Genomic DNA, 21,776 nt, shown 5'->3' with positions numbered 1-21,776 from the left:
CGGACGGACGCCGTGGCCCGCCACTTTGGTCGATGCTGTAATCGCATGGTGGCTTCGGTAATGATCCCCAGCGTACCTTCTGAGCCACAGATCATGCGGTCTGCCGAAGGGCCCGCGCCTGAGCCGGGCAGAGCGCGGGTCTCGATGATGCCTTTTGGCGTGACCAGCCGGGTTGCTTCCACCATGTCTTCGATGTGCGTGTATACGGTCGCAAAATGGCCGCCAGCGCGGGTTGCCAGCATGCCGCCCAGACTCACGAACGGAAAGCTCTGTGGGTAATGGCGCAGTGTCAAACCATGTTGCTTCAGTTGCCGCTCGAGATCCGGGCCTTTGATTCCTGCCTGGATCCGGGCGCGACGACTGATAGGATCAATCTCCAGAATCTGGTTCAGGTTTTCCATATCGACACTGATCGTCGCCTGGTAGGTGTCGCCAACATCGGGCTCAACGCCGCCGCAGACACTGGTGCCGCCACCGAACGGGATCAGTGCAATATTGTCTTCGGCCGCATAGCGAAACAGTTGCTGGATATCGTCTTCCGTCTTGGGAAAGGCGACGGCATCGGGCGGGTTGGGCACTTTTCGCATCAGCATCCTGGCCATGTCGGCGTAGGACTTCCCGTAGCTGTGCACCAGGCGGTCGTAGTTCGTAGTGGAAATGATGTCTGAGAGATGCTCGGGAACAGAAAGCAACCGGGATGCTGGGAGGTCAAAGTCTTCAACCTTTGGTGGCTCAATCTCCACCAGGCCTTCCGGCACCAACATTTTCGTAACGGTCTCGATCATGGCGTGTTCTTCGGGATGCAGATCCTCATCCGCATAGCCCCAACCCCAGAATCGCAGGGGTTTGCGCAGAGATTTGGTGCCGGACTCAGACATCGGATTCTCCATCAATGAGGGGTCTGCCCCCGTTACTCTGAACACTTCATCTGTTGAAATGATATCCTCGTACACCGCTATCAAGTACGCAAATCAATCCTGAATGCCGACATCGTTCAGGCCGACTTTTACCAAGAAACCCGGAGTTTGAGTCTTACTCATGAGAGTTATTATTCGCTATTTTTTTCGCACCCTGCGTCTGGTACTGACGCCCTTCATGCTGCTCAGTGAAAAGCTCAGCACGCCTGAAAGCGTGACCCGCAGTGCTGAAGAGCAAGCCCGCGCCGACGAGGCCAGCAAAAACCTCGCCCTGTACCAGTTCAAGGCCTGCCCGTTCTGCATCAAGGTAAGAAAGGAAATCGCACGGCTCGGTCTGAACATTGAAACCCGCGACGCCCAGCATGACCCGGAACATCGTGCGGCGCTGGAAGCCGGCGGCGGCCAAATCAAGGTGCCCTGCCTGAAGATTCATCAGGAGGATGGCAGTGATCGTTGGCTGTATGAGTCTGACGAGATCAAGGCGTGGCTACAGGAGCGGTTTGAGCCGGCCTGATTGCCGTTGCTGATTTTTGGAGAGGGCGTTAGCTAGTCACGATCATTCCCCTGGGATGTTCGATTCCAGGGATATGTCGATGAGTTCATGCTGAAGCTTTTTCAGAAGGTGAAGCAGGCTGACGCCGTCATCAAAACTCATCCCCTGCATGGCCTGTCTGTAAAATTCGGCAATAGTGTCCTGAAGTCGATTCCAGAAAGTGCGGCCAGATTCGGTAAGAACCACGAGTCGAGCTCGGCGATCCTGGGGATCCGGTATCCGAACAACATGCCCGTCTCGTTCCATTCGTTTGAGCACGCCATCGAGGTTTTGGCGACTGACGTAGAGGTACTCTTTCAGTTGGTTGAATGAGGTGCCATCTTCGAATCCTTCTCGAGATAATGCACCCAGTACTGCCCACTGCACGGCGCTGATGCCCATTTCATTCTGAACCTGGCGTTGCAGGATGTTTCCTGTCTGGAACAGACGGAAAAACAGGCGGTTGGGGATGCCTCCGGATTCGTTGACGATCATTTCGTATCCCGTTGGTAAAGAATGGTTCGCACGACGTTTGAGTCTATTCATCAACGATATTTTCACATAGATCCGGGGTGATCTTCCGCATTTTCTTGGGTCACGCCGGAGGAGCAGGGCACTGTGAATCCGGAGTTTCCTGAGATCTCGCAGGAAACTCCGTAGTCGCAGTCTTCACTCAGTTGGTGATCAGCTTGCACTTGCTCTCGGAAAGCGGTCGGAACGCTTCGTCGCCGGGAATAGTTCGAACGATCTTGTACAGATCCCACTCGCCGGTAGATTCTTCCGGAGTTTTCACCTGAGCCAGAAACATGTCATGAACCATGCGGCCGTCCTCACGGATACGACCGTTTTTGGCAAACATGTCGTTGATCGGAGTCTCTATCAGATGCTGGCGGACAGTTTGGGGGTCATCCGAGCCAGTAGCTTCTACCGCCTTCAGGTATTGCATCGTGCTGGAGTAGATGCCCGCATGCACCATGGTTGGACGGGTGCCGGTTTCTTCCATGAAACGATCAGACCATGCACGAGTCTCGTCGTTCATATCCCAGTACCAACCGGTAGTCAGTTGCAGTCCCTGGGCCGCTTCGGGTCCCAGAGCGTGAATGTCACTGATAAATACGACAAGACCGGCAATGGTTTGGCCTGACTGGGTAATACCGAATTCTGCCGCAGTGGAGATCGCATTGGTGGTATCTGCACCGGCGTTTGCCAGAGCGATGACATCGGCGCCAGAAGCTTGGGCCTGCAAAATAAATGAAGAGAAGTCAGGAGTCGGGAATGGATGGCGGATGCTTCCCAGAATCTCACCGCCATTGGCTTCTACAACCCGTGTGACGTCAGCTTCCATGGCATGACCGAAGGCATAGTCTGCGGTCAGTATGTACCAGGATTTGCCGCCTTCCTGAACGATCGCGGTTGGGGTGCCAATGGACAGTGCGTAGGTGTCATAGACGTACTGAATATGATTTGGGGTGCAATGTTCGTTGGTGATGCTTGAGGCTGCGGACCCGGAGATCATTGCCAGTTTGTTGTTCTCTTCAAGGATCTTGGTGGTGGCGATTGTCACAGAAGAGGCCACCAAACCGCCAACCATGTCGACTCCGTCGTTTTCTACCCAGCGGCGCACGGTGCTGGAAGCAACGTCCGGGCTGTTGCGGTCGTCAGCACTGACGACTTCAATTCTGGCGTTGTTGACCTTGCCACCAAAATCAGCAACCGCCATTTCCATCGCAGTCAAACCGTTAGGGCCGGCAAGGTCACGGTATGTGCCGGACATGTCAGCGAGATACCCCAGCTTAACCGTATCTCCAGATATGGCGGCCTGGGCACTGCCTGCCATAAGAGCTGAGGCAACGACTGAGGGCAGAAGCTTTTTTGTATTTTTCATTGTTCTATCTCCGCTACGATACTGGTTTCGGTTCTTGTTGCTTTTGTTGGGTTGATCGGTTTGCTTACTTCTGTAGGTATTCCTTCGCAATGATGTTTTTCATGATCTGGGCTGTGCCATCGCCAATCTGAAGGCCAAGGACATCTCTCAGGCGCTGGGCAAACGGCAGATCCTCACCCCAGCCGGTATGGCCGTGAGCCAGCAGGCATTGCTTGACTACGTCGAATGCCAGCTTTGGCCCCCACCATTTGTTCATCGCCGCCTCGGCGTTGTGAGGCAGGTTGTTATCTTTTAGCCAGAGCGATTGATAACACTGCATGCGGGCGGCATGAACGTACGTCTGGTATTCCGCCAGTGGATGGGTGAGGCCCTGGAACGCCGACAGGTGCTGGCCAAAGGCGGTACGCTCGGTCAGCCACTGCCAGGTTTCATCCAGGGACTGCTGGGCCACCGCCAGGCACTGCAGGCCGATCAGCGCGCGGCTGTAATCGAAGCCCTGCATGACCTGTTTGAAGCCTTTGCCCTCGTCTCCCATCATGTTGTGGGCCGGCACTTCCACGTTGTCGAAGAATATGGAGCCGCGGCCGATGGCGCGCTGGCCGTTGTCTTCAAATCGGGTGGTGGTGATGCCCGGGCTGTCCATGGGCACCAGCAAAGCGCTAATGCCGGAGGCCCGTTGTTCCACGGTGCCCGTGCGGGCGAACACCACCGCCACGTCGGCCTGGTCGGCCATGGAGATGGACGTTTTCTCACCGTTAAGTACGTAAACGTCGCCCTTCTTCTCCGCCTTCAGGCGCAGGTTGGCGGCGTCGGAGCCGCCGTGGGGTTCGGTCAGGGCGATGCAGGCCACTTTCTGGCCGCTGGTCATGCCATGCAGCCACTCCTTCGCCAGGTCCGGGGCAGCGTGGCTGGCAATGATTTGACCATTCAGGGAGGTCAGCAGCGGAATGTAGCCAACGTTGAAATCCCCCTTGGAGATTTCCTCGATGATCAGACCGCTGGTGACACAGTCCATGCCACTGCCGCCGAATTCTTCGGGCAGTTCGCCACCGAGCAGCCCCATTTCGCCGAGCTGGCGGATGACATCCTTTTCGATGACGCCTTGCTGGTCCCGCTTGCGATAGCCCGGAGCCAGCACCTCGGCGCTAAAGCGGGCCACAACCTCGCGAATCGCGTTCTGTTCTTCATTGAATCCGAAATTCATAGTGTTCTCCGGGCATTGTTTGTGACCCGGTGGCCTTTGAGACCACCGGAGCGGTCCGCTTACTTGTAGAATTTCCGGAAGTCCGGTTTGCGCTTTTCCTTGAAAGCGTTAACACCTTCCTTGGACTCATCCGTGTCGTAATACAGGCTCAGGGCCTGCATCCCAAGGGCTCCAATACCGGCAATGTTGTCGCTATCGGCGTTGAACGAGCGCTTGGCAATGGTGAGAGCAGTGGGGCTCTTCTCCAGGATTTCCTCACACCACTTCTGTACTTCCTCGTCCAGTTGCTCCGGCGGCACCACGGCGTTCACCAGGCCCCAGTCCAGCGCCTGCTGGGCATTGTACTTGCGGCACAGGTACCAGATTTCCCGGGCGCGCTTCTCACCGACGACCCGCGCCAGGTAAGCGGTGCCGAAACCGGGATCGACCGAGCCGACTTTCGGGCCGACCTGGCCGAAGATGGCGGTTTCCGAGGCGATGCTCAGGTCACAGATCACGTGCAGCACGTGGCCGCCGCCGATGGCGAAGCCGTTGACCCGGGCGATCACCGGCTTGGGCACTTCGCGAATGGTGCGCTGAAGCTCTTCCACCGGCAGGCCGATCAGGCCGCGGCCGTCGTACTGGCCTTCGTGGGCGCCCTGGTCGCCGCCGGTGCAGAAGGCTTTTTCGCCAGCGCCGGTGAACACGATGACGCCGATGTCCTTGTTCCAGCCTGCGCGGTTGAAGGCGTCCAGCAGCTCCATGCAGGTCTGGCCGCGGAAGGCGTTGTAACGGTCCGGGCGGTTGATGGTGATGGTGGCGACACCGTTGGATTCATCGTAGAGAATGTCTTCGTAGTTCATGGTGCGTGCTCCTGATTCGTTGTCTTGATTTGTGGAAAGGGGCGCTTAGCCGGCCATGGTCAGGCCACCGGACACGCTGATCACCTGACCGGTAATGAAATTGGCGTCGTCACTGGCGAGCAGAGCGATGATGCCGGGGTAGTCTTCCGGTTGGGCCAGGCGCTTCATCGGCACGGCGTTGCGGAAGGCTTCCAGGAGTTTCTCGGGGTTCGGAGCGGTTTCCGCCACGCCCTTGAGCAGCGCGGTGTCGGTGGGGCCGGGGCAGACCACGTTAAGGCAGATGTTTTTGGTGGCCAGTTCCCGCGCCACGGTCTTGCTGAAGCCCACCAGGCCGGCCTTGCAGGCGGCGTAGACGGATTCGCCGGAGGAGCCCACCCGGGCCGCGTCGGAGGCCACGTTGATGACCTTGCCACCACCGGCAGCGATCATTTTCGGCAGCACCACGTGGTGCATGTTGAGGGCGCCGGTGAGGTTCACTGCAATCAGCTGGTCCCAGAGCTTGGGCTCGGTTTTCAGGAACGGCATGAAGCGGTCGAAACCGGCGTTGTTGACCAGCACCGTGGGCACGCCCAGATCGCTTTCGATAGCCGCCACCGTCTCGGTAATAGCCGCATAATTGGTGATATCGGCGGCGTAGGCGCGGGCCTTGCCACCGGCTTCGGTGATCAGGTCCACCGTGGCCTGGGCTGTGGCTTCGTCACGGTCCAGAACCGCAACCAGGCTGCCTTCTTCGGCGAAGCGCAGGGATACGGCGCGGCCGATGCCGCCACCACCACCGGTAACAATGACTGTTTTTCCGTTAAGACCTTTCATCGGTTGTTCTCCTGTTGCTCAGAGTAATGGGTCGGGTCAGGCGCGTTTGGCCGGCTCCAGGCGCACTTCTTTCGCCTGTTCCCGCAGTTTGAATTTCTGGATCTTGCCGGAGGCGGTGCGAGGCATGGCCTCGATCACTTCCAGATATTCCGGCAGGTAGTTTTTGGACAGTTGCTGATCGGTCAGATAGGCCTTGACCTGGTCCAGGGTCAGATCGGTGGCGTTCTCGTCGAGGGTGACGTAGGCGCACAGGCGCTCACCCAGGCGTTCGTCCGGGCAGCCCACCAGGGCGACATCGACAATACCGGGGAACTTGTAGAGCAGGTTCTCCACCTCCACGACCGGAATGTTCTCACCGCCCCGGATGACCACATCCTTGGTGCGGCCGGTGATGCGGATGTAGCCGTCCTTGTCTATGCGTGCAAGGTCCCCGGTATTGAACCAACCGGCTTCGTCCACGCCATAGAGTTCGGGGCGCTTGAGGTAGCCGACAAACAGGCTGGAGCCCCGAACCAGCAGGCTGCCTTCCTCACCGGCAGGCAGTTCGTTGCCCTGGAAGTCGGTGACTTTCACTTCCATGAAGGGCAGGGCCTTGCCGTCGGACTGGCTGGCACGTTCGGCGGGATCTTCCGGGCAGGTCATGGTGACCGCGCCGTTTTCGGTCATGCCCCACGCCGAGACAATCTTTGCCTTCAGAACCTTGCCGGCCTGTTCCACCACGGCACTTGGGATGGGGGCGCCGGCTGAGACAAAGATCCGCAGGGAATCCAGTTCGCCCTCGTGCTTGGGTGCGGTTTTCACCAGATCCGCCAGGAACGGTGTGGCGGCCATGGTGAAGGCCGGCTTCTCGGCGGCAATCACCTTGCAGACGTAGTCTGCGTCCCAGATGTCCTGGAGGATGGCGGTGGTGCCCAGGTAAATGGGCATCATGATGCCGTACATGAAGCCGGTCTGGTGGGCCACCGGGGAGGCCATTAACACCTTGTCGTCCGAGCTCAGGTGCAGGCGGTCGGCGTAAGGACGCACATTGGAAAACAGGGTGTTGGAGGAGTGCATGACCCCCTTGGGTTCGCCGGTGGTACCGGAGGTGTAAAGGATCTGGATGGCGTCGTCGGCGGTGAGTTGGCGCTCGGCAAACAGGGCCTTGGTGTCTTGCTTTTCTTCCCAGGGGGTCTCCGTGAGACGTTGTTCAAAGCTACGCTCGCCCTCTCCCCCGATGACCAGCAGGGTTTCGAGATCCGGCAGCTCCCCCCGAATACCGTCAATCATGGCCTCGTAGTCAAAGCCACGAAAGACCTTTGGTATTACCAGCAGTTTGGCCTCGCCATGCTTGAGCATGAAGCGCAGTTCCCGCTCCCGGAAAATAGGCATGAGCGGATTCAGAATCGCGCCGATGCGCATGCAGGCCAGATGCAGGGCGGTGGTCTGCCACCAGTTCGGTAGCTGGCAGGCCACCACGTCGCCTTTACCGATGCCCATGCCGGCCAGGCCGGCCGCCATGCGGGTGACTTTGTTATTGAGTTGCCGATAAGTGAGGGCGGTGCGGGTGTCGCTGGTGACCTGGTAGCCGACGATGGCTTCCCGGTCTGGAGTGCTGGCGACTGCCTGATCCAGGTAGTCGGTAATGAGTTTGTCGTTCCAGGCGCCGCTTTCCAGCATGGCGTCACGGCGTTCCGGATTGAGAGTGATGCCTGTATCCATCTGATTCACCTGTTGTGTCCGGTTTGTTTTTGTTGGGTGGCCAGCCCGCATAAGCAGGTCGTTGCCTTGTCAGTTTCAACATACGCCTTCTCAAAATAATATGTCAATATGTTGCCTTAAAAAATATTCGGGTGTAGCCTCTAGAAATCGGACAAATAGTCCTACATGGGCTTCATGAAGAAGTAATAAGAAAAAATCTGTTAGCGGAGATGGTTATGGAATACAGCAATATATTGCTTGAAAAGCACGACGCTGTGGCCCTGGTCAGACTCAACCGACCAGAGGTCTACAACGCGTTGAACAACGCGCTGATGAACGAACTGACTTCCGCTCTGGAAGTCCTGGAAGCGGATGAGGCCATCCGCGCCGTTGTCATTACCGGCAACGAGAAAGCCTTTGCCGCCGGCGCGGATATTGCCGAAGTCCATGCCCTGGACTTTTCCCGGGCCTACCGTGAGCGCTTCATCTCCGCCAATTGGGAAACCGTGACCCGATGCCGAAAGCCGGTGATTGCCGCGGTGGCCGGCCTGGCACTCGGCGGTGGCTGTGAACTGGCGATGATGTGTGACCTACTGATTGCCGCCGATAACGCCCGCTTCGGCCAGCCGGAAGTGAAGATTGGCACCCTGCCCGGAGCCGGTGGTACCCAGCGGCTGGCCCGGGCCATTGGCAAGGCCAAGACTATGGACCTGTGCCTGACCGGTCGAATGATGGATGCGCAGGAAGCTGAGCGCAGTGGTCTGGTCAGCCGGGTCGTGCCAACTGACGATCTGCTTGATACGGCCATGGCGGTAGCAGGGGAAATCGCCGGCTATTCGCAGATGGCCACCATGATCAACAAGGATGCGGTTAATCAGGCGTTCGAGACCCCTTTGAGAGCGGGCGTTGAATACGAACGCCGGCTGCTGTGGTCCAGTTTTTCCAGCGAGGATCGAAGCGAGGGTATGACTGCTTTTCTCGAGAAACGTCAGCCCCAGTGGAAGCACCGTTAACCTTTACAAGCTCAGGAGCGATTATGGATATTCATTTCACCCCCGAAGAGCTGGCTTTCCGCAGTGAGGTGCGGGCGTTTCTGGGACAGAATCTGCCGGCCGACCTTGCAGAGAATGTCCGTCTGGGCCGTCGACTTGCCAAAGAGGATCATCAGCGCTGGCAGAAGATTCTTAACCAGAAGGGTTGGTATGCCGTCAACTGGCCGGTCGAGCATGGCGGTACCGACTGGTCCGTGGTGCAGAAGCACATTTTTGACGAGGAGTGCGCCGCCGCTGGAGCGCCCAGATTGGTGGCGTTCGGCGTCAACATGGTGGCACCGGTAATCATCAAGTTCGGCACCCAGACCCAGAAGGATTACTACCTGCCGCGGATTCTGCGCAGCGAGGACTGGTGGTGCCAGGGCTATTCCGAGCCCGGCGCCGGCTCCGACCTGGCCAGCCTGAAAACCCGCGCCGAGCGGGATGGCGATCATTACCTGGTCAACGGTCAAAAGACCTGGACCACCCTGGGCCAACATGCCAACCGGATCTTCTGCCTGGTTCGCACCGATCCTTCCGCCAAGAAGCAGGAGGGCATCTCCTTCCTGCTGATCGACATGGATACGCCAGGCATTACTGTGCGCCCGATTATCACCCTGGATGGTGAACACGAGGTCAACGAGGTGTTCTTCGACAACGTTCGGGTGCCGGTTGAAAACCTGGTTGGTGAGGAGAACAAGGGCTGGACCTGTGCCAAGTATCTGCTCACCCACGAGCGTACTGGCCAGGCCGGTATCGGCCAGTCAAAAGCGGCGCTGTCACACCTCAAGCAGATTGCCAGTGCCGAGACGGTGGCCGGCCAATCAAGGATTGACGATCCCCTGTTTCGCGCCCGGATCGCCGAGTTGGAAATGCGCCTGATGGCGGTGGAGATGAGCACCCTTCGCATTCTGGCCGCCACCCGCGATGGTGGGGTGCCAGGGGCGGAGAGCTCGTTGCTGAAGATCCAGGGTTCGGAGATCCGCCAGGCGATTACAGACCTGATGCGCAAGGCACTCGGGCCGAACGCGCTGCCGTTCCTGGAACCGGAGCTGGAATCGGAGCTGAAGCCGCGGCCGCAGCAAAAGGATTACAGCGCGTCGCCGGCCAGCCAGTACTTTAATCTGCGCAAGCTGTCTATCTACGGCGGGTCCAACGAAATTCAGAAGAACATCATCGCCAAGCTGGTTCTGGAACTGTAGGAGGGGACTATGAATTTTGAACTGAACGAAGAGCAACAGATGCTGGCGGATACGGTCGAGCGTCTGGTCCGCAATACCTACAGTTTTGAGCAGCGTGAAGTATTTTACCAAAGCCCCCGGGGTTACAGCCCGGAGTTCTGGCGCCAGTTGTCAGAGCTGGGCATTACCTCGGTGCCCATCGCTGCCGAGTACGAAGGCTTTGGCGGCACCGGCGTGGAAAACATGCTGGTGATGAAGGAGCTCGGCCGGGGCCTGTGTCTTGAGCCGTACCTGCATTCCCAGATTTATGCTGCCGGCCTGGTTGAGCAACTGGGTTCCGCCGAACAGCGGCAGTCGATTCTGCCGGCAGTGGCGGCAGGCGAGCGTCTGTTGACGGTGGCCGACGAGGAAGCAGGTAGCCACTACCATCCGGAGGCGATTGAATGCCAGGCGGTGCCCTGTGAACGGGGCTGGCGTCTGAGCGGCCGCAAGCGGGTAGTGATCGGCGGCGAGCTTGCCCACACCATTCTGGTCGCTGCCCGGATGAGTGATGGTGAAGGCGTAAGCCTGTTTCTGCTGGACCCGGGGGCTGAGGGTGTTTCGCGCACCGGCTACCCCTGCATAGACGGCCCAAGGGCCTGTGATCTTGCACTGGCGGATGTCTATGTTGAGGCGGATAGCCTGCTCGGGCCGGCGGGTAAGGCCGCGCCTGCGCTGGCCTATCAGCGTGGCCGTGCGGTTGCCGCGCAGTGCGCCGAGGCGGTGGGCAGTATGGAGGAGGCCTTCCGGCTGACTCTGGACTATCTGAAAACGCGCCAGCAGTTCGGCTCACCGATTGGCCGCTTTCAGGCGCTCCAGCACCGGATGGCGGAAATGCGCGGCGAACTTGAGCTGGCGCGCTCCATGACCATTCTTGCAGCCTGTGTGGCAGACGACCCGGATTCGGAAAGTCGCAGCCGACGGCTTGCTGCTGCCAAGTTCACCGTGGCCCGGGCGTCGCAGCTGATTGCCGAGCAGTCTGTCCAGTTGCACGGCGGTATTGGTATGACCTGGGAATATTCACTGGCCCACCACGCCAAGCGCCTGTTGATGCTGACTCATCAGTTCGGGGATGACGACTTCCACCTCGGACAGTATTCGGCCCTGCTGGAAGTGCCCCGGCAGGCTTCACAGCAGTTGGCCTGACCACCCGCCCCAAGACAAGATCAACAAACGGAGACAACCAACATGGCCAACCAAGCAAGTTTCAACTGGGAAGACCCGCTGTTGCTGGACCAGCAACTGACCGAAGACGAGCGTATGGTGCGCGAGAGTGCTCGCCAGTTTGCCGAAAGTAAGCTCCGGCCCCGGGTGCTGGAAGCCTTCCGCAACGAACAGACCGACCCGGAGATATTCCGGGAAATGGGCGAGACAGGCCTGCTGGGATGTACCATTCCCGAGCAATACGGCGGTAGCGGCCTGAATTACGTGTGTTATGGCCTGATCGCTCGCGAGGTGGAGCGGGTGGATTCCGGTTACCTGTCCATGATGAGTGTGCAGTCATCTCTGGTGATGGTGCCCATCTACGAATTCGGTAATGAGGAAACCCGCCAGAAGTATCTGCCCAAACTCGCTTCCGGAGAATGGATCGGGTGTTTCGGGTTGACCGAACCAGACCATGGCTCCGATCCTGGCAACATGGCGACCCGCGCCCGCAAGGTGGACAGCGGTTACCGCCTGACCGGCAGCAAGGTGTGGATTACCAACAGCCCAATCGCTGATGTGTTCGTGGTCTGGGCCAAGGACGACGACGGCGCAATTCGCGGCTTTGTGCTTGAGAAAGGCTGGGAGGGCCTGAGTGCCCCGGCCATTCACGGCAAGGTAGGGCTGCGGGCCTCGATCACCGGTGAAATCGTGATGGACGGCGTCTTTGTGCCGGAAGAAAACGCCTTCCCGGACGTGCGAGGGCTGAAGGGGCCGTTCACCTGCCTGAACTCCGCCCGCTACGGTATTTCCTGGGGTGCTCTGGGTGCCGCCGAAGATTGCTGGCACACCGCTCGCCAGTATGTGCTGGACCGCAAGCAGTTCGGTCGGCCGCTGGCGGCCAACCAGCTGATCCAGAAAAAGCTGGCAGATATGCAGACCGACATCACCCTGGCCCTGCAAGGCTGCCTGCGTCTTGGTCGGATGAAGGATGAGGGCACGGCTGCCGTCGAGATCACTTCGATCATGAAGCGCAATTCCTGCGGCAAGGCCCTGGATGTTGCCCGCCTGGCCAGGGATATGCTCGGGGGGAACGGAATCAGTGATGAATTCGGGGTGGCGCGACATCTGGTGAATCTGGAAGTGGTGAATACCTATGAAGGCACTCACGATGTGCACGCTCTGATTCTGGGTCGAGCCCAGACCGGGATTCAGGCGTTCTTTTAATCATTCTCATCCAGGATTGCCGGTATTGCAGGGTCTGGTCTTTGGGCAGTCCTGCACTAAAATGAGCGTTGGCCTGCTTTTTTGCACCAGGTCAGGGCGAACCCGGGATGCGACGACATCCCGACCTGGTGTGATTGTGCAAAGTGCACAGGTCAGGTGTCATCCACTCTCTCAAATCATGGTCGTGAGGACCACATGGCACAGACGTTGCCATCTTTCTCTCGTGTTTTCATCAAAGAGAGACAAGGCTATGACCTCACAAGTAACCCCTCAGGAACAGGACTATCCGCTCAGCCCGGTGCCGATGGCTCAGCGTCGCAGTATCTGGTCCATGGGCCTGGTTCTGCTTGGCTTCACCTTTTTCACCGCCACCATGTGGGCGGGCGGCAGTATCGGTGTTGCATTCGATTTTTCAACGATGCTGCTGGTGCTGGCAGCCGGTAACCTTTTGTTGGGTGCTTATGCCGCTATTCTCGGATATATCGCTGCCAAATCGGGGCTGAATACGGCACTGATGTCCCGCTTTACCTTCGGTGAGCTGGGTAGCAAACTCTCCGACTTCATCCTGGGCTTTACCCAGATCGGCTGGTACGCCTGGGGTACGGCTACCATGGCCATTCTCCTGGTCAAGCTGACGGGCTTGCCCGAGAGCTGGACCACGCCGCTGATGGTGGTGTTCGGTTTCGGCTTCTGCATTACCGCGTTCATTGGTTATAAGGGGCTGGAAATGCTGTCCCGCTTTGCGGTGCCGGCGATGATTATTTTGGTAGCGGTGAGTATGACAATCGCCACCTCGGACGCCGGTGGATTTTCGGGATTACTCGCCATTACCCCCTCAGACGAAATGACCGTAGCTGCTGCTATTACCATGGTGTTCGGCACTTTCGTAAGTGGAGGCACCCAGGCTACCAACTGGACCCGTTTTGCCAAATCCGGAAAAACGGCGGTCATTGCGACCCTACTGGCGTTCTGCCTCGGTAATGGATTGATGACGCTGATTGGCGCCTTTGGTGCTCTGGTTTACCAGCAGGCGGATATCGTCGACATCATGGTGGCGCAGGGGCTGGCGACCCTGGGTATTCTCATGCTCTTCCTGAATCTTTGGACAACGCAGGATAATACCGTATACAACTTTGCCGTGGCCGGCTGCAATATGATTCGGACCCGCCGGCGCAAGCTGGTCACAGTGGGCGGTGCCGCTATCGGTACAGTGCTGGCTGTTCTGGGTATGTATGAATGGCTTATCCCGTTCCTTGTGTTGCTTGGAACCTTCATCCCGCCCATTGGCGGCGTCATCATGGCCAGTTATTTCATCGGCTACAAACGCGAGTATCCGTCACTCGAAACGGCGACTCTGCCCGCGTTCAACGTTCCCGGGCTGGCGGCCTATGCCATAGGCTCGGCAGCGGCCTATACCTCGCCATGGATCGCGCCGATTGTTGGCGTACTGGTTGCCGCGGCCAGTTATGGTGTAGTGCTTGTGGTCAGTGAGGCTGTGCGTGATCGCCGGGCCCAGGTTCTGGGAGCGGTGTAAATGGCCCTGACGTGCCGGGACATTCCGGAACTCCCTGGCCTCGGGGCCATCCATCTGCGGGGTGGGAGTTCCGGCGCAGACAACACGGTACGCTGGCCTTATCTGGCGGAGAACCGGTCTTTCAGCAACTGGGTCAGGGGTGGCGAGCTGGTATTTGTCACCGGTATCAGCCGCCACCGCAGCCCGGCCAATCTGGCCGAGTGCCTCTATGAAGGTCGGGACTGCGGTATATCGGGGCTGGTTGTGCTGACCGGCGATGCCTACATCGGGCAGCTACCGGCCATGTTAAGTCGTCTGGCGGATGAGCTGGCCATGCCGTTGTTTGAGCAGCCTTACTCGCTGCCAATGGTGGATGTGACCGAAACCATCGCCCGGGCGATTGTCGCATCGGAGCGGTCGCAAGAGCCCCGGGAAGGCGGGCTGGCGGAGGCGCTGATAGCCGGTATCGGCAGTCATCAGCTCGAAGGACTTATCCGGCAGTACCTGCCTGAGGTGGAAGCCGGGTTGCTGGACAGTAGTCGAGATCTCCTGGAGGTATGGCTTCAGGAGCGTGGAAACCAGTGCGCCATGGCTGAAGCCCTTGGCTGCCATAGAAATACCATCCGGAACCGGATGAATCGGTTGGTCGCGGAGATGCCTCCGGAGTCTGAACCGAATGAATATTTCAAAACCCTGGTGCTGGCCCATCTGTTGTCGCGGCCATGATTCAAGCCAGCGGAAAATCTGTGTGGAGATGTTATGAGTGAAAATCTGAACGCTATTACCAATGCTCGGTTGCAGGGCCGTGAGGGGTTATTCCGGCTGACCATCACCGATGGAAAATTCAGCAGTGTCACGGCGCAGGATGCGACTGAAAGCGTTGCCGAGAACCAGCTGGACGCCGGCGGAAATCTGGTCGCTCCTCCTTTCGTGGAGCCGCACATCCACCTGGATGCGGCCATGACCGCCGGCGAGCCACGCTGGAACCAGAGTGGTACCTTGTTTGAAGGTATCGAGTGTTGGTCTGAGCGCAAAGCCAGCCTGACTCACGACGACGTGATCGGTCGGGCCGAACAGACGTTGAAGCTGTTTGCCGATAACGGCATTCAGCACGTCCGCACCCACGTGGACGTGACGGACCCCAAGCTGACAGGGCTGAAGGCCATGCTGGAAGTGCGTGAGCGTATGGCTGACACAGTAGACCTGCAGATTGTCGCTTTTCCCCAGGAAGGTCTCTGGTCATTTCCCCAGGGCAAGGAGCTGATGGAAGAGGCGGTTCGTCTGGGGGCCGATGTGGTCGGTGGCATTCCCCATTTCGAATTCACTCGAGATTACGGCGTTGAATCGGTTCAATGGCTGGTGGCGTTGGCCCACAAAAACGACCTTCTCGTAGACGTGCATTGCGACGAGATCGACGATCCCGAATCCCGATTCCTGGAAGTGCTCGCTGCCGAGGCGCTCAAGCTGGATTATGGCTCACGGGTCACCGCCAGCCATACCTGTGCCATGGGCTCGTACAACGACCATTACTGCAGCCGGCTGTTCCGCCTGTTGAAGAAATCCGGCCTGCGCTTCCTGTCGATGCCCACCGAAAGCCTGCACCTGCAGGGCCGCTTCGATGGTTATCCGAAACGTCGTGGCCTGACCCGGGTTCCGGAACTGCTGGATGCGGGACTGAAGGTGGCCTTCGGCCAGGATTCCATCCGCGATCCCTGGTATCCACTGGGCAACGGCAACATGCTCCGTACCCTGGACGTAGGCCTGCACGCCTGCCACATGCTGGGCATGGGTTGGATTGATCGGTCGCTGGAGCTGATCACCGACAACGGTGCTGCAGCATTGGATCTGGACGAATACGGCATCGAGGAGGGACTTCCGGCTCGCTGTGTTGTTCTGCAGGGGCAGTCGCCCTACGAGGTGCTGTTGGGCCAGTTGCCGGTTGCCGCGTCTATTCGTGATGGCCGTGTTCTGATAAACCGGCAGGGTTGATGCCCGTTGAAGTAGAAGCTACAGATTCCCCGGTTTGCTAACCGGGGAATCTGCTCAACTACTCTGGTGTTCAGCGTAGCGACTTCAGGGCCGTTGCCCATTTCGCCATTTCGTCCAGCATGGCATTGGCAGAGCCGGTGTGATGCTCGGCAGGGAGGAAGTTGCGCTGGTCATCCAGTTTCTCCCACGGCATCTGCACCATTACTCCTTCCACCATCGGCATCATTTTCAGCGTAGTAACCAGCTGCTTGGCAACCTGGGCTGAACGGAGTCCACCGGAAACACCGCCGTAGCTGACAAACCCGCAAGGCTTATAGTTCCACTCGTTGTAGACGTAGTTCAACGCGTTCGTGAACGATGGCGGCGGGCAAAAATTGTACTCGGGAATGACGAAGACGTAGGCATCTGCCTTATTTACGCTCGCTGACCAGGCTTTGGTGTGCTCATGCTCATATTTCTGCATGCGAGGATGGTTTGTAGTTTCATGGGGTGTCCTTAGATAGCGGCCACAAGCCGTCGAAGGCTGCTTAGTGAATCCGTGTAGGAATGTCTGCTTGGAAAAGCAGCATAAAGGGCGCCTCTTCAAAAAGATAACGGAGTAACCAGTAAGAATTAGTCAAAAATTCTGAGCCTATCAGCCCGCCGCCTCGCTCGACGTTAGCTTCCTATCTCTCTATAATGCCCGGTCTCGCAGGAGAGTGGGCCGTTGGCCCCGCCGAAGGCGCAAACTCCCATAAACGCTCAGGCACAGGTACTGCGAGCATCATCTAACGCCGTCTGGAGAGCGACTGCCACCGCAGTCCACCGAAGGGGCAAGCAGAGCCAGGCTCTGTAAACTCTCAGGTATCAGGGACAGGGGGAGAGGCCACAGAAACTCAGGAGTCCTGTGTGCTGACCTCTATCTATATGATTGCCATTACCGCCGAAGCCATGTCGGGAGCCCTCACCGCCGGGCGGAGGAACATGGATCTGTTTGGTGTCGCTGTAATTGCGTTTTTTACCGCCCTTGGTGGCGGAACTGTCCGGGACATTCTTCTGGGTAATTTCCCAGTCACCTGGACCCAGCACCCTCGCTATATCTACATGACCATTACCGGTGGCCTGGTCACCATCGTGATTGCGCGCTTCATGCGGCATCTGCATCAGTTGTTTCTGGTTCTGGATGCCATAGGTCTGGTGGCTTTTACGGTTATTGGCTGCAATGTCGCGCTCAAGCTGGGCTATGACACCGTGGTGGTGGTCATGGCCGGCATCACAACAGGGATCTTTGGCGGTATCATCCGGGATATCTTATGTAACCGCACCCCGCAGGTGCTGCGCCACGAACTCTACGCCAGCGTTTCACTGATGGTGGCTTTCCTGTACCTGACCTTGCTTCGCCAAGGGGTGGGCGAGAATGTCACTCTTTTGGCCGCTTTCAGTCTCGGGCTGCTTCTGCGTATGGCGGCCATTCGCTGGGGGTTGTCGTTGCCAGTATTCAGCTATTCGCAGACACGCTGGGAATGAGCGCGATGTGGGTTTGAGAAAGCCCTCGAATTGTGGGCATGGTCTAGCCTCAGACCTTTTCATCGTTTCATTTCCTCGTGAACTGAGCTAACGTAGCTTGCTAAGATTTTTCCTTTTTCAGAGTCGCTGAGTTTCAAAATGAAAACCGGTTTTTACTTCATCCATTCCGTTTTATCAGCGGCGGCATTTCTGGCTGCCGGGCCTCGCCGTATTTGCCATTCCTTTCGCTGAATTCGTCGAATCCCTCGTCGAATTCGGCGAAACCCTCTGAACACATCCCCTAACTGAACCTTGCCTTGCGGGCCTATAGGAGTCGGTATGTCCGAACGTCCAGCTATTTATGTCTTAGAACAGGATTTTGATCGTTTATCTGCGATGTTGGAGAAACAGCTACATGGCACTGAAACAGCCGAAGCGCTTGCGCTCGAGCTTGATAGAGCAACTCTGGTTGATGCCGAAAAGCTGCCTTCCGGCACCGTCACCATGAATTCTCTGGTCCATTTTAAAAATGAGAGTAACGACGCCGAGTACACGAAGAGACTCGTGTACTCGACCCCGCGAGACGGAAGCGAGGAGTGTGTATCCGTCCTGGCTCCGGCGGGTGCAGCCTTGCTGGGTCTTCGGGTAGGCGATCGTATTGATTGGCCTTTGGCTGGAAAGAACCAGCTGCGTCTGAAAATTATCCATGTGACTCACGCAAACTGAACGAGGAAGATGCATGCACCAGAAAGCCCCCCTTGACCAGCTGTATGAGCAGGTCGTCCTGAGAAATCCCGCGGAACCTGAATTTCATCAGGCCGTTCTGGAAGTTCTCGACTCGCTGGCGCCGGTGATTGCCAAGCATCCCGAGTATAAGGAAGCGAAGCTCCTTGAGCGTATTTGCGAACCAGAGCGGCAAATCATTTTCAGGGTCCCCTGGGTGGATGACTCTGGTACCGTGCAGATCAACCGGGGGTTTCGCGTTGAATTCAACTCGGCCCTTGGGCCCTACAAGGGGGGCTTGCGGTTCCATCCTTCCGTCAATCTGGGCGTGGTGAAATTTCTGGGTTTCGAGCAGATCTTCAAGAACTCTCTGAGCGGTATGCCGATCGGCGGAGGCAAGGGTGGTTCCGACTTTGATCCCAAGGGCCGATCTGACAATGAGATCATGCGGTTTTGCCAATCCTTCATGACCGAACTGTATCGGCATATTGGCGAGTACACCGACGTGCCAGCAGGCGACATCGGCGTAGGAGCCAGGGAGATTGGTTTTCTGTTCGGGCAATACAAGCGCCTCACCAACCGTTACGAATCTGGCGTGCTGACTGGTAAGGGCCTCGGATGGGGCGGTGCTCGTGTGCGCAAGGAAGCGACAGGTTACGGAACGGTTTATTTTGTCCGGGAGATGCTGGCGGCTCAAGGTTCCGATCTGGAGGGCAAGGACGTGGTAGTTTCCGGCTCCGGGAACGTCGCAATTTATGCGATGGAGAAGGTTCAGCAGTTTGGGGGCAGGGTGATCGCCTGCTCCGATTCCAGTGGCTACGTTTACGACCCGGCCGGAATCGATGTTGGGCTGGTTCGCCAGATCAAAGAGACGGAACGCGGCCGAATCAGCGATTATGCCGCCCGGCGGCAGAATGGAAGCGATTACGTGCGCGGGGCGTCCATTTGGGAACTGTCCTGTCAGGTAGCCCTGCCGTGCGCCACTCAGAACGAGGTGACCGGGGGCGACGCGAAGGCGTTGATTCGCAATGGCGTCCTGGCGGTTGCTGAAGGTGCCAATATGCCGTGCACTCCAGACGCGGTGAAGTTGTTCCGCGACGCCGGCATTTTATTTGGTCCTGCAAAAGCGGCTAATGCCGGTGGCGTGGCTACCAGCGCGCTGGAAATGCAGCAGAACGCCTCCCGGGACTCCTGGAGTTTCGATTACAGCGAACACCGCCTTAAGGACATCATGATCGAAATTCACCGCTCCTGTTTTGAAACCGCTGAAGAATACGGCCGGCCGGGAGACTACGTATTTGGCGCCAATACCACAGGCTTTTGCCGGGTTGCTGATGCGATGCTGGCGTTTGGGGTTATTTAAATAGTCTGGAGGCGCCTTCTGTTCGTGTAGCGCAGGCCTGCCCTTTGCCGAGGCGGGACTAAACGGGGTATTCATTAATTCAGAGGTAGCATGACTTCAGTATCGAGATCCGGAGTCTTTTTACTATCCGCAGCGTTCTCCGCAGTTTTTATGGGAACGATCGGTGCCATTTCGGTCTATGCGGGGGTGGGGGCCGAGACGGTTACCTTCTATAGGCTCTTCATTGGGGCCGTTTTGGTGGCGGTTTATCTGCTGGCAACCAGGCAACACAGCAAGATCTTTATGTGGCCCGGTATGAAGGTGTTGGTAACCGGTGCTTTCCTGGCGGGTTTCGTGATGTTTTACATCCTGGCAATGGATTACACCAGTATGGCGAACGCTGTTTTGGTGCTTTATCTGGCACCAGTGACGGCCTCTGTGGCGGCTCATTTCTTTCTCGGAGAGCGCCTCACCTCGGCCAGTGTTGGATTGGTCGGATTCGCGCTGCTGGGCTTCGCCATGATGATGGAATTCAACTTCAACCTGAGTGGACGGGCAGAAGAAGCCATCGGTCTGGCCTATGCTTTCTGCGCCATGCTCTGTTACTCGGCGTTTATGTTAACCAATCGTTCCATGGATGACCGTGTTCATGTGTTCAGCCGCAGTGGTTACCAGATGCTCGCTGGTGCTTTGTGCATGTTGCCGCTGGTGCTGCTGGAGAGCGAAGTCATTTCCGGCGCGCAGTGGGGGTGGTTGATTGCTGCCGGTATTCTGCCGGGTTTCCTGGCCATCCTGTTGGCCGTTATCGCTCTGAGGTCTCTGCCCGCGGCCACGTTCGGCACCCTGGCTTATCTGGAGCCCATTACCGTTGTGGCGCTTGCGTGGATACTGTTTGATCAGGGCCTGAATAGCCTCCAGCTGGCCGGCTGCGCCCTGATCATTCTGGCGGGTATTGCGCAGGCGTTGCTGCTGAACCGACGTTCAGAAGCTGAGGAGATACCGGGAGTGCTTGCGGATCTGGATTCCACGGTGTCGGGAGAGAGTTGAAGTTCCGGGAAATGGCTTGTGGGCCAGAAAATGACGCCTGCCTGCACTAGTGTGGGTTAGGGCTATGATGCATTGATGAACTCAGGAGGACGTGAACGATGAGAACCCTGCTACAGTTGGATTTTCCTTACGACGGCCCGTTTGGCGATGAGATGGCGAGTGCGATGGCCGAGCTTGCCGAGTCTATTGCCAGGGAGCCGGGGTTTCTCTGGAAGATTTGGACAGAAAATCCCGACTCCTGCGAGGCGGGCGGTATCTATCTCTTCGAAGATGAGAGCAGTGCAAGGGCCTATCTGAACAAGCATACGGCCCGGCTGAAAGAATTCGGTGTGCCGAAGGTCAACGGCAAAGTGTTCCAGGTGAACGAGGCCCTTTCCGCCATTGATCACGGTCCGGTCTGAATCATGTTGGCCCCTGCTTCACAAACCTGGCTTTCTGGAATGCGCCTTAAATGCCATGTTCCTGGTTCATTTCAGTTTTGCGAATTCCAGAACCATGGAATGGAACTTGGCTGCCGCCGGTGAAAGCGGCCTCCCGCAACGCTGCAAGACACCATAGCGGGTCCGAAGAGTCTCAATCCCGGATACAGAAACGGTTGTCACCTTTCCGCTATCAAGCAAATCGGCCACTATAGGTCTGGGTGCGATACTGATGGCCTTGCTGCCAGTAACAATGGCCGCAAGCATGGCAATATTGTCGCACTCGATTCTTCGTTTCAGCCCCCCTTGTTGCGCGCTCATGGCCTGAATATTCCGTTCCATATCTTCAGGAACACGTGTCATGGCTATTGGATAATCGAGTAAATCTCCCCATACCACCCCCGTCGCCTGAGCCAACGGGTGATCATGACGACAAAACACAACAACTTCGGGCTGCGGCAAGTGGGTTATTTCCAGATCGGGATCGCCAGACAACTCGCCGGTATCGGCCACAAAGAGCTCTATCTCATGGTCCAACAGCGCAAGGCGTAAATCCTGCCAGTTATCTGTCCGAATGTTGAGGCGGATTCCCGGATACTGATCCACAAACCGGGCACAGACCTTATCCATCAGTGCCAGCGCCGGGTAGGGGCCGGTTCCGATATTCAATTCGCCTGTCTCAAGCTCGTCGATGGCCTCGACTTCCTGTCTTAAAGATTCTGCCGCTGCCAGCAGGCCCCGGACGTGGGGTAGAGCGGCTCGCC

General features: G+C 57.7%; 22 protein-coding genes and 2 riboswitches. Of the genes, 13 read left to right on the top strand and 9 right to left on the bottom strand.

Annotated features, from left to right (window positions below; all coding sequences use genetic code 11):
- Window positions 1-878: FAD-binding oxidoreductase (locus B2W52_RS01120; protein ID WP_286801023.1), on the bottom strand; the 878-nt coding region annotated here is incomplete at its 3' end.
- 160 nt (window positions 879-1,038) lie between these two features.
- On the opposite strand from B2W52_RS01120, the gene B2W52_RS01115 reads away from it, so the two are divergent.
- Window positions 1,039-1,431, top strand: coding sequence for a glutaredoxin family protein (locus B2W52_RS01115; RefSeq protein ID WP_053113887.1), 393 nt, complete (start codon window positions 1,039-1,041; stop codon window positions 1,429-1,431).
- A 42-nt stretch (window positions 1,432-1,473) separates the two neighbouring features.
- On the opposite strand, the gene B2W52_RS01110 is transcribed toward B2W52_RS01115, so the two are convergent.
- The 6 genes from B2W52_RS01110 to B2W52_RS01085 form a co-directional block, all read right to left on the bottom strand.
- On the bottom strand, window positions 1,474-1,944 hold the full coding sequence (locus tag B2W52_RS01110) for a MarR family winged helix-turn-helix transcriptional regulator (RefSeq protein WP_008177322.1): 471 nt from the start codon (window positions 1,942-1,944) through the stop codon (window positions 1,474-1,476).
- A 178-nt stretch (window positions 1,945-2,122) separates the two neighbouring features.
- Window positions 2,123-3,334 (bottom strand): ABC transporter substrate-binding protein, encoded by a 1,212-nt coding sequence (locus B2W52_RS01105; protein ID WP_053113889.1) that lies wholly within the window; start codon window positions 3,332-3,334, stop codon window positions 2,123-2,125.
- A 64-nt stretch (window positions 3,335-3,398) separates the two neighbouring features.
- Entirely contained in the window at window positions 3,399-4,538 is a 1,140-nt protein-coding gene (gene aliB / locus B2W52_RS01100) for a cyclohexanecarboxyl-CoA dehydrogenase (RefSeq protein WP_053113891.1), read from the bottom strand.
- A 59-nt stretch (window positions 4,539-4,597) separates the two neighbouring features.
- Window positions 4,598-5,380 (bottom strand): enoyl-CoA hydratase-related protein, encoded by a 783-nt coding sequence (locus tag B2W52_RS01095; RefSeq protein ID WP_053113894.1) that lies wholly within the window; start codon window positions 5,378-5,380, stop codon window positions 4,598-4,600.
- Window positions 5,381-5,425: 45 nt separating this feature from the next.
- A complete protein-coding gene (locus B2W52_RS01090) occupies window positions 5,426-6,193 on the bottom strand; it encodes an SDR family NAD(P)-dependent oxidoreductase (RefSeq protein WP_053113897.1) in 768 nt (255 codons plus the stop codon).
- A 36-nt stretch (window positions 6,194-6,229) separates the two neighbouring features.
- Window positions 6,230-7,894 carry an AMP-binding protein gene (locus tag B2W52_RS01085; protein WP_273073020.1) on the bottom strand — a complete coding sequence of 555 codons (1,665 nt, stop codon included), beginning with the start codon at window positions 7,892-7,894 and terminating at the stop codon, window positions 6,230-6,232.
- 215 nt (window positions 7,895-8,109) lie between these two features.
- Here B2W52_RS01085 and B2W52_RS01080 point away from each other — a divergent pair, with 215 nt between their 5' ends.
- The 7 genes from B2W52_RS01080 (at window position 8,110) to codA (ending at window position 15,996) form a co-directional block, all read left to right on the top strand.
- The gene (locus tag B2W52_RS01080) at window positions 8,110-8,886 is read left to right on the top strand and encodes an enoyl-CoA hydratase (RefSeq protein WP_008177331.1); all 777 of its coding nucleotides are present in this window, start codon (window positions 8,110-8,112) and stop codon (window positions 8,884-8,886) included.
- 23 nt (window positions 8,887-8,909) lie between these two features.
- Window positions 8,910-10,106 carry an acyl-CoA dehydrogenase family protein gene (locus tag B2W52_RS01075; protein ID WP_286801022.1) on the top strand — a complete coding sequence of 399 codons (1,197 nt, stop codon included), beginning with the start codon at window positions 8,910-8,912 and terminating at the stop codon, window positions 10,104-10,106.
- 9 nt (window positions 10,107-10,115) lie between these two features.
- Window positions 10,116-11,270 (top strand): acyl-CoA dehydrogenase family protein, encoded by a 1,155-nt coding sequence (locus B2W52_RS01070; RefSeq protein ID WP_273073019.1) that lies wholly within the window; start codon window positions 10,116-10,118, stop codon window positions 11,268-11,270.
- A gap of 42 nt (window positions 11,271-11,312) precedes the next feature.
- A complete protein-coding gene (locus B2W52_RS01065; protein ID WP_286801021.1) occupies window positions 11,313-12,494 on the top strand; it encodes an acyl-CoA dehydrogenase in 1,182 nt (393 codons plus the stop codon).
- A 250-nt stretch (window positions 12,495-12,744) separates the two neighbouring features.
- Complete coding sequence (gene codB, locus B2W52_RS01060) at window positions 12,745-14,028, top strand: cytosine permease (RefSeq protein ID WP_286801019.1); 1,284 nt, start codon at window positions 12,745-12,747, stop codon at window positions 14,026-14,028.
- Complete coding sequence (locus B2W52_RS01055) at window positions 14,029-14,733, top strand: PucR family transcriptional regulator (RefSeq protein WP_273073017.1); 705 nt, start codon at window positions 14,029-14,031, stop codon at window positions 14,731-14,733.
- 33 nt (window positions 14,734-14,766) lie between these two features.
- Window positions 14,767-15,996, top strand: a complete 1,230-nt coding sequence (codA, locus tag B2W52_RS01050) for a cytosine deaminase (protein ID WP_008177348.1) — start codon at window positions 14,767-14,769, stop codon at window positions 15,994-15,996.
- A gap of 70 nt (window positions 15,997-16,066) precedes the next feature.
- Here the strand turns inward: codA and B2W52_RS01045 are convergent, their stop codons facing one another.
- Complete coding sequence (locus tag B2W52_RS01045; RefSeq protein WP_094182574.1) at window positions 16,067-16,459, bottom strand: NADPH-dependent FMN reductase; 393 nt, start codon at window positions 16,457-16,459, stop codon at window positions 16,067-16,069.
- Between the two features lie 218 nt (window positions 16,460-16,677).
- Window positions 16,678-16,763, top strand: a riboswitch (glycine riboswitch).
- A riboswitch (glycine riboswitch) is annotated at window positions 16,764-16,862 on the top strand.
- Window positions 16,863-16,902: 40 nt separating this feature from the next.
- Between B2W52_RS01045 and B2W52_RS01040 the strand changes: the two genes are divergently transcribed.
- From B2W52_RS01040 to B2W52_RS01020, 5 genes are all read left to right on the top strand, one after another.
- The gene (locus B2W52_RS01040) at window positions 16,903-17,502 is read left to right on the top strand and encodes a trimeric intracellular cation channel family protein (protein ID WP_227497903.1); all 600 of its coding nucleotides are present in this window, start codon (window positions 16,903-16,905) and stop codon (window positions 17,500-17,502) included.
- 318 nt (window positions 17,503-17,820) lie between these two features.
- The gene (gene rnk, locus B2W52_RS01035) at window positions 17,821-18,207 is read left to right on the top strand and encodes a nucleoside diphosphate kinase regulator (protein WP_008177352.1); all 387 of its coding nucleotides are present in this window, start codon (window positions 17,821-17,823) and stop codon (window positions 18,205-18,207) included.
- A 13-nt stretch (window positions 18,208-18,220) separates the two neighbouring features.
- A complete protein-coding gene (gdhA, locus tag B2W52_RS01030; protein ID WP_008177353.1) occupies window positions 18,221-19,567 on the top strand; it encodes an NADP-specific glutamate dehydrogenase in 1,347 nt (448 codons plus the stop codon).
- 90 nt (window positions 19,568-19,657) lie between these two features.
- A complete protein-coding gene (locus B2W52_RS01025) occupies window positions 19,658-20,593 on the top strand; it encodes an EamA family transporter (protein WP_050898359.1) in 936 nt (311 codons plus the stop codon).
- A gap of 98 nt (window positions 20,594-20,691) precedes the next feature.
- Entirely contained in the window at window positions 20,692-20,994 is a 303-nt protein-coding gene (locus tag B2W52_RS01020; RefSeq protein WP_008177357.1) for a monooxygenase, read from the top strand.
- Between the two features lie 66 nt (window positions 20,995-21,060).
- Here B2W52_RS01020 and B2W52_RS01015 read toward each other — a convergent pair.
- Window positions 21,061-21,776, bottom strand: a 716-nt coding sequence (locus tag B2W52_RS01015; RefSeq protein WP_286801018.1) for a substrate-binding domain-containing protein, incomplete at its 5' end; no start/stop codon positions are given.

The sequence above is a fragment of the Marinobacter sp. UBA2498 genome, assembly GCF_002341575.1.
Lineage (GTDB): Bacteria > Pseudomonadota > Gammaproteobacteria > Pseudomonadales > Oleiphilaceae > Marinobacter > Marinobacter manganoxydans.
Note: the sequence above shows the minus strand (reverse complement) of the source record. Positions and strands in the feature narration are given on the sequence as shown.

Coding starts and splice junctions, on each gene's coding strand:
- B2W52_RS01095 (WP_053113894.1), bottom strand. CDS start 5,380: ATGAACTACGAAGACATTCTCTACGATGAATCCAACGGTGTCGCCACC.
- B2W52_RS01080 (WP_008177331.1), top strand. CDS start 8,110: ATGGAATACAGCAATATATTGCTTGAAAAGCACGACGCTGTGGCCCTG.
- gdhA (WP_008177353.1), top strand. CDS start 18,221: ATGCACCAGAAAGCCCCCCTTGACCAGCTGTATGAGCAGGTCGTCCTG.
- B2W52_RS01110 (WP_008177322.1), bottom strand. CDS start 1,944: ATGATCGTCAACGAATCCGGAGGCATCCCCAACCGCCTGTTTTTCCGT.
- B2W52_RS01025 (WP_050898359.1), top strand. CDS start 19,658: ATGACTTCAGTATCGAGATCCGGAGTCTTTTTACTATCCGCAGCGTTC.
- codA (WP_008177348.1), top strand. CDS start 14,767: ATGAGTGAAAATCTGAACGCTATTACCAATGCTCGGTTGCAGGGCCGT.
- B2W52_RS01055 (WP_273073017.1), top strand. CDS start 14,029: ATGGCCCTGACGTGCCGGGACATTCCGGAACTCCCTGGCCTCGGGGCC.
- B2W52_RS01040 (WP_227497903.1), top strand. CDS start 16,903: ATGATTGCCATTACCGCCGAAGCCATGTCGGGAGCCCTCACCGCCGGG.
- B2W52_RS01115 (WP_053113887.1), top strand. CDS start 1,039: ATGAGAGTTATTATTCGCTATTTTTTTCGCACCCTGCGTCTGGTACTG.
- B2W52_RS01070 (WP_273073019.1), top strand. CDS start 10,116: ATGAATTTTGAACTGAACGAAGAGCAACAGATGCTGGCGGATACGGTC.
- B2W52_RS01105 (WP_053113889.1), bottom strand. CDS start 3,334: ATGAAAAATACAAAAAAGCTTCTGCCCTCAGTCGTTGCCTCAGCTCTT.
- aliB (WP_053113891.1), bottom strand. CDS start 4,538: ATGAATTTCGGATTCAATGAAGAACAGAACGCGATTCGCGAGGTTGTG.
- B2W52_RS01085 (WP_273073020.1), bottom strand. CDS start 7,894: ATGGATACAGGCATCACTCTCAATCCGGAACGCCGTGACGCCATGCTG.
- B2W52_RS01075 (WP_286801022.1), top strand. CDS start 8,910: ATGGATATTCATTTCACCCCCGAAGAGCTGGCTTTCCGCAGTGAGGTG.
- B2W52_RS01045 (WP_094182574.1), bottom strand. CDS start 16,459: ATGCAGAAATATGAGCATGAGCACACCAAAGCCTGGTCAGCGAGCGTA.
- B2W52_RS01090 (WP_053113897.1), bottom strand. CDS start 6,193: ATGAAAGGTCTTAACGGAAAAACAGTCATTGTTACCGGTGGTGGTGGC.
- codB (WP_286801019.1), top strand. CDS start 12,745: ATGACCTCACAAGTAACCCCTCAGGAACAGGACTATCCGCTCAGCCCG.
- rnk (WP_008177352.1), top strand. CDS start 17,821: ATGTCCGAACGTCCAGCTATTTATGTCTTAGAACAGGATTTTGATCGT.
- B2W52_RS01020 (WP_008177357.1), top strand. CDS start 20,692: ATGAGAACCCTGCTACAGTTGGATTTTCCTTACGACGGCCCGTTTGGC.
- B2W52_RS01065 (WP_286801021.1), top strand. CDS start 11,313: ATGGCCAACCAAGCAAGTTTCAACTGGGAAGACCCGCTGTTGCTGGAC.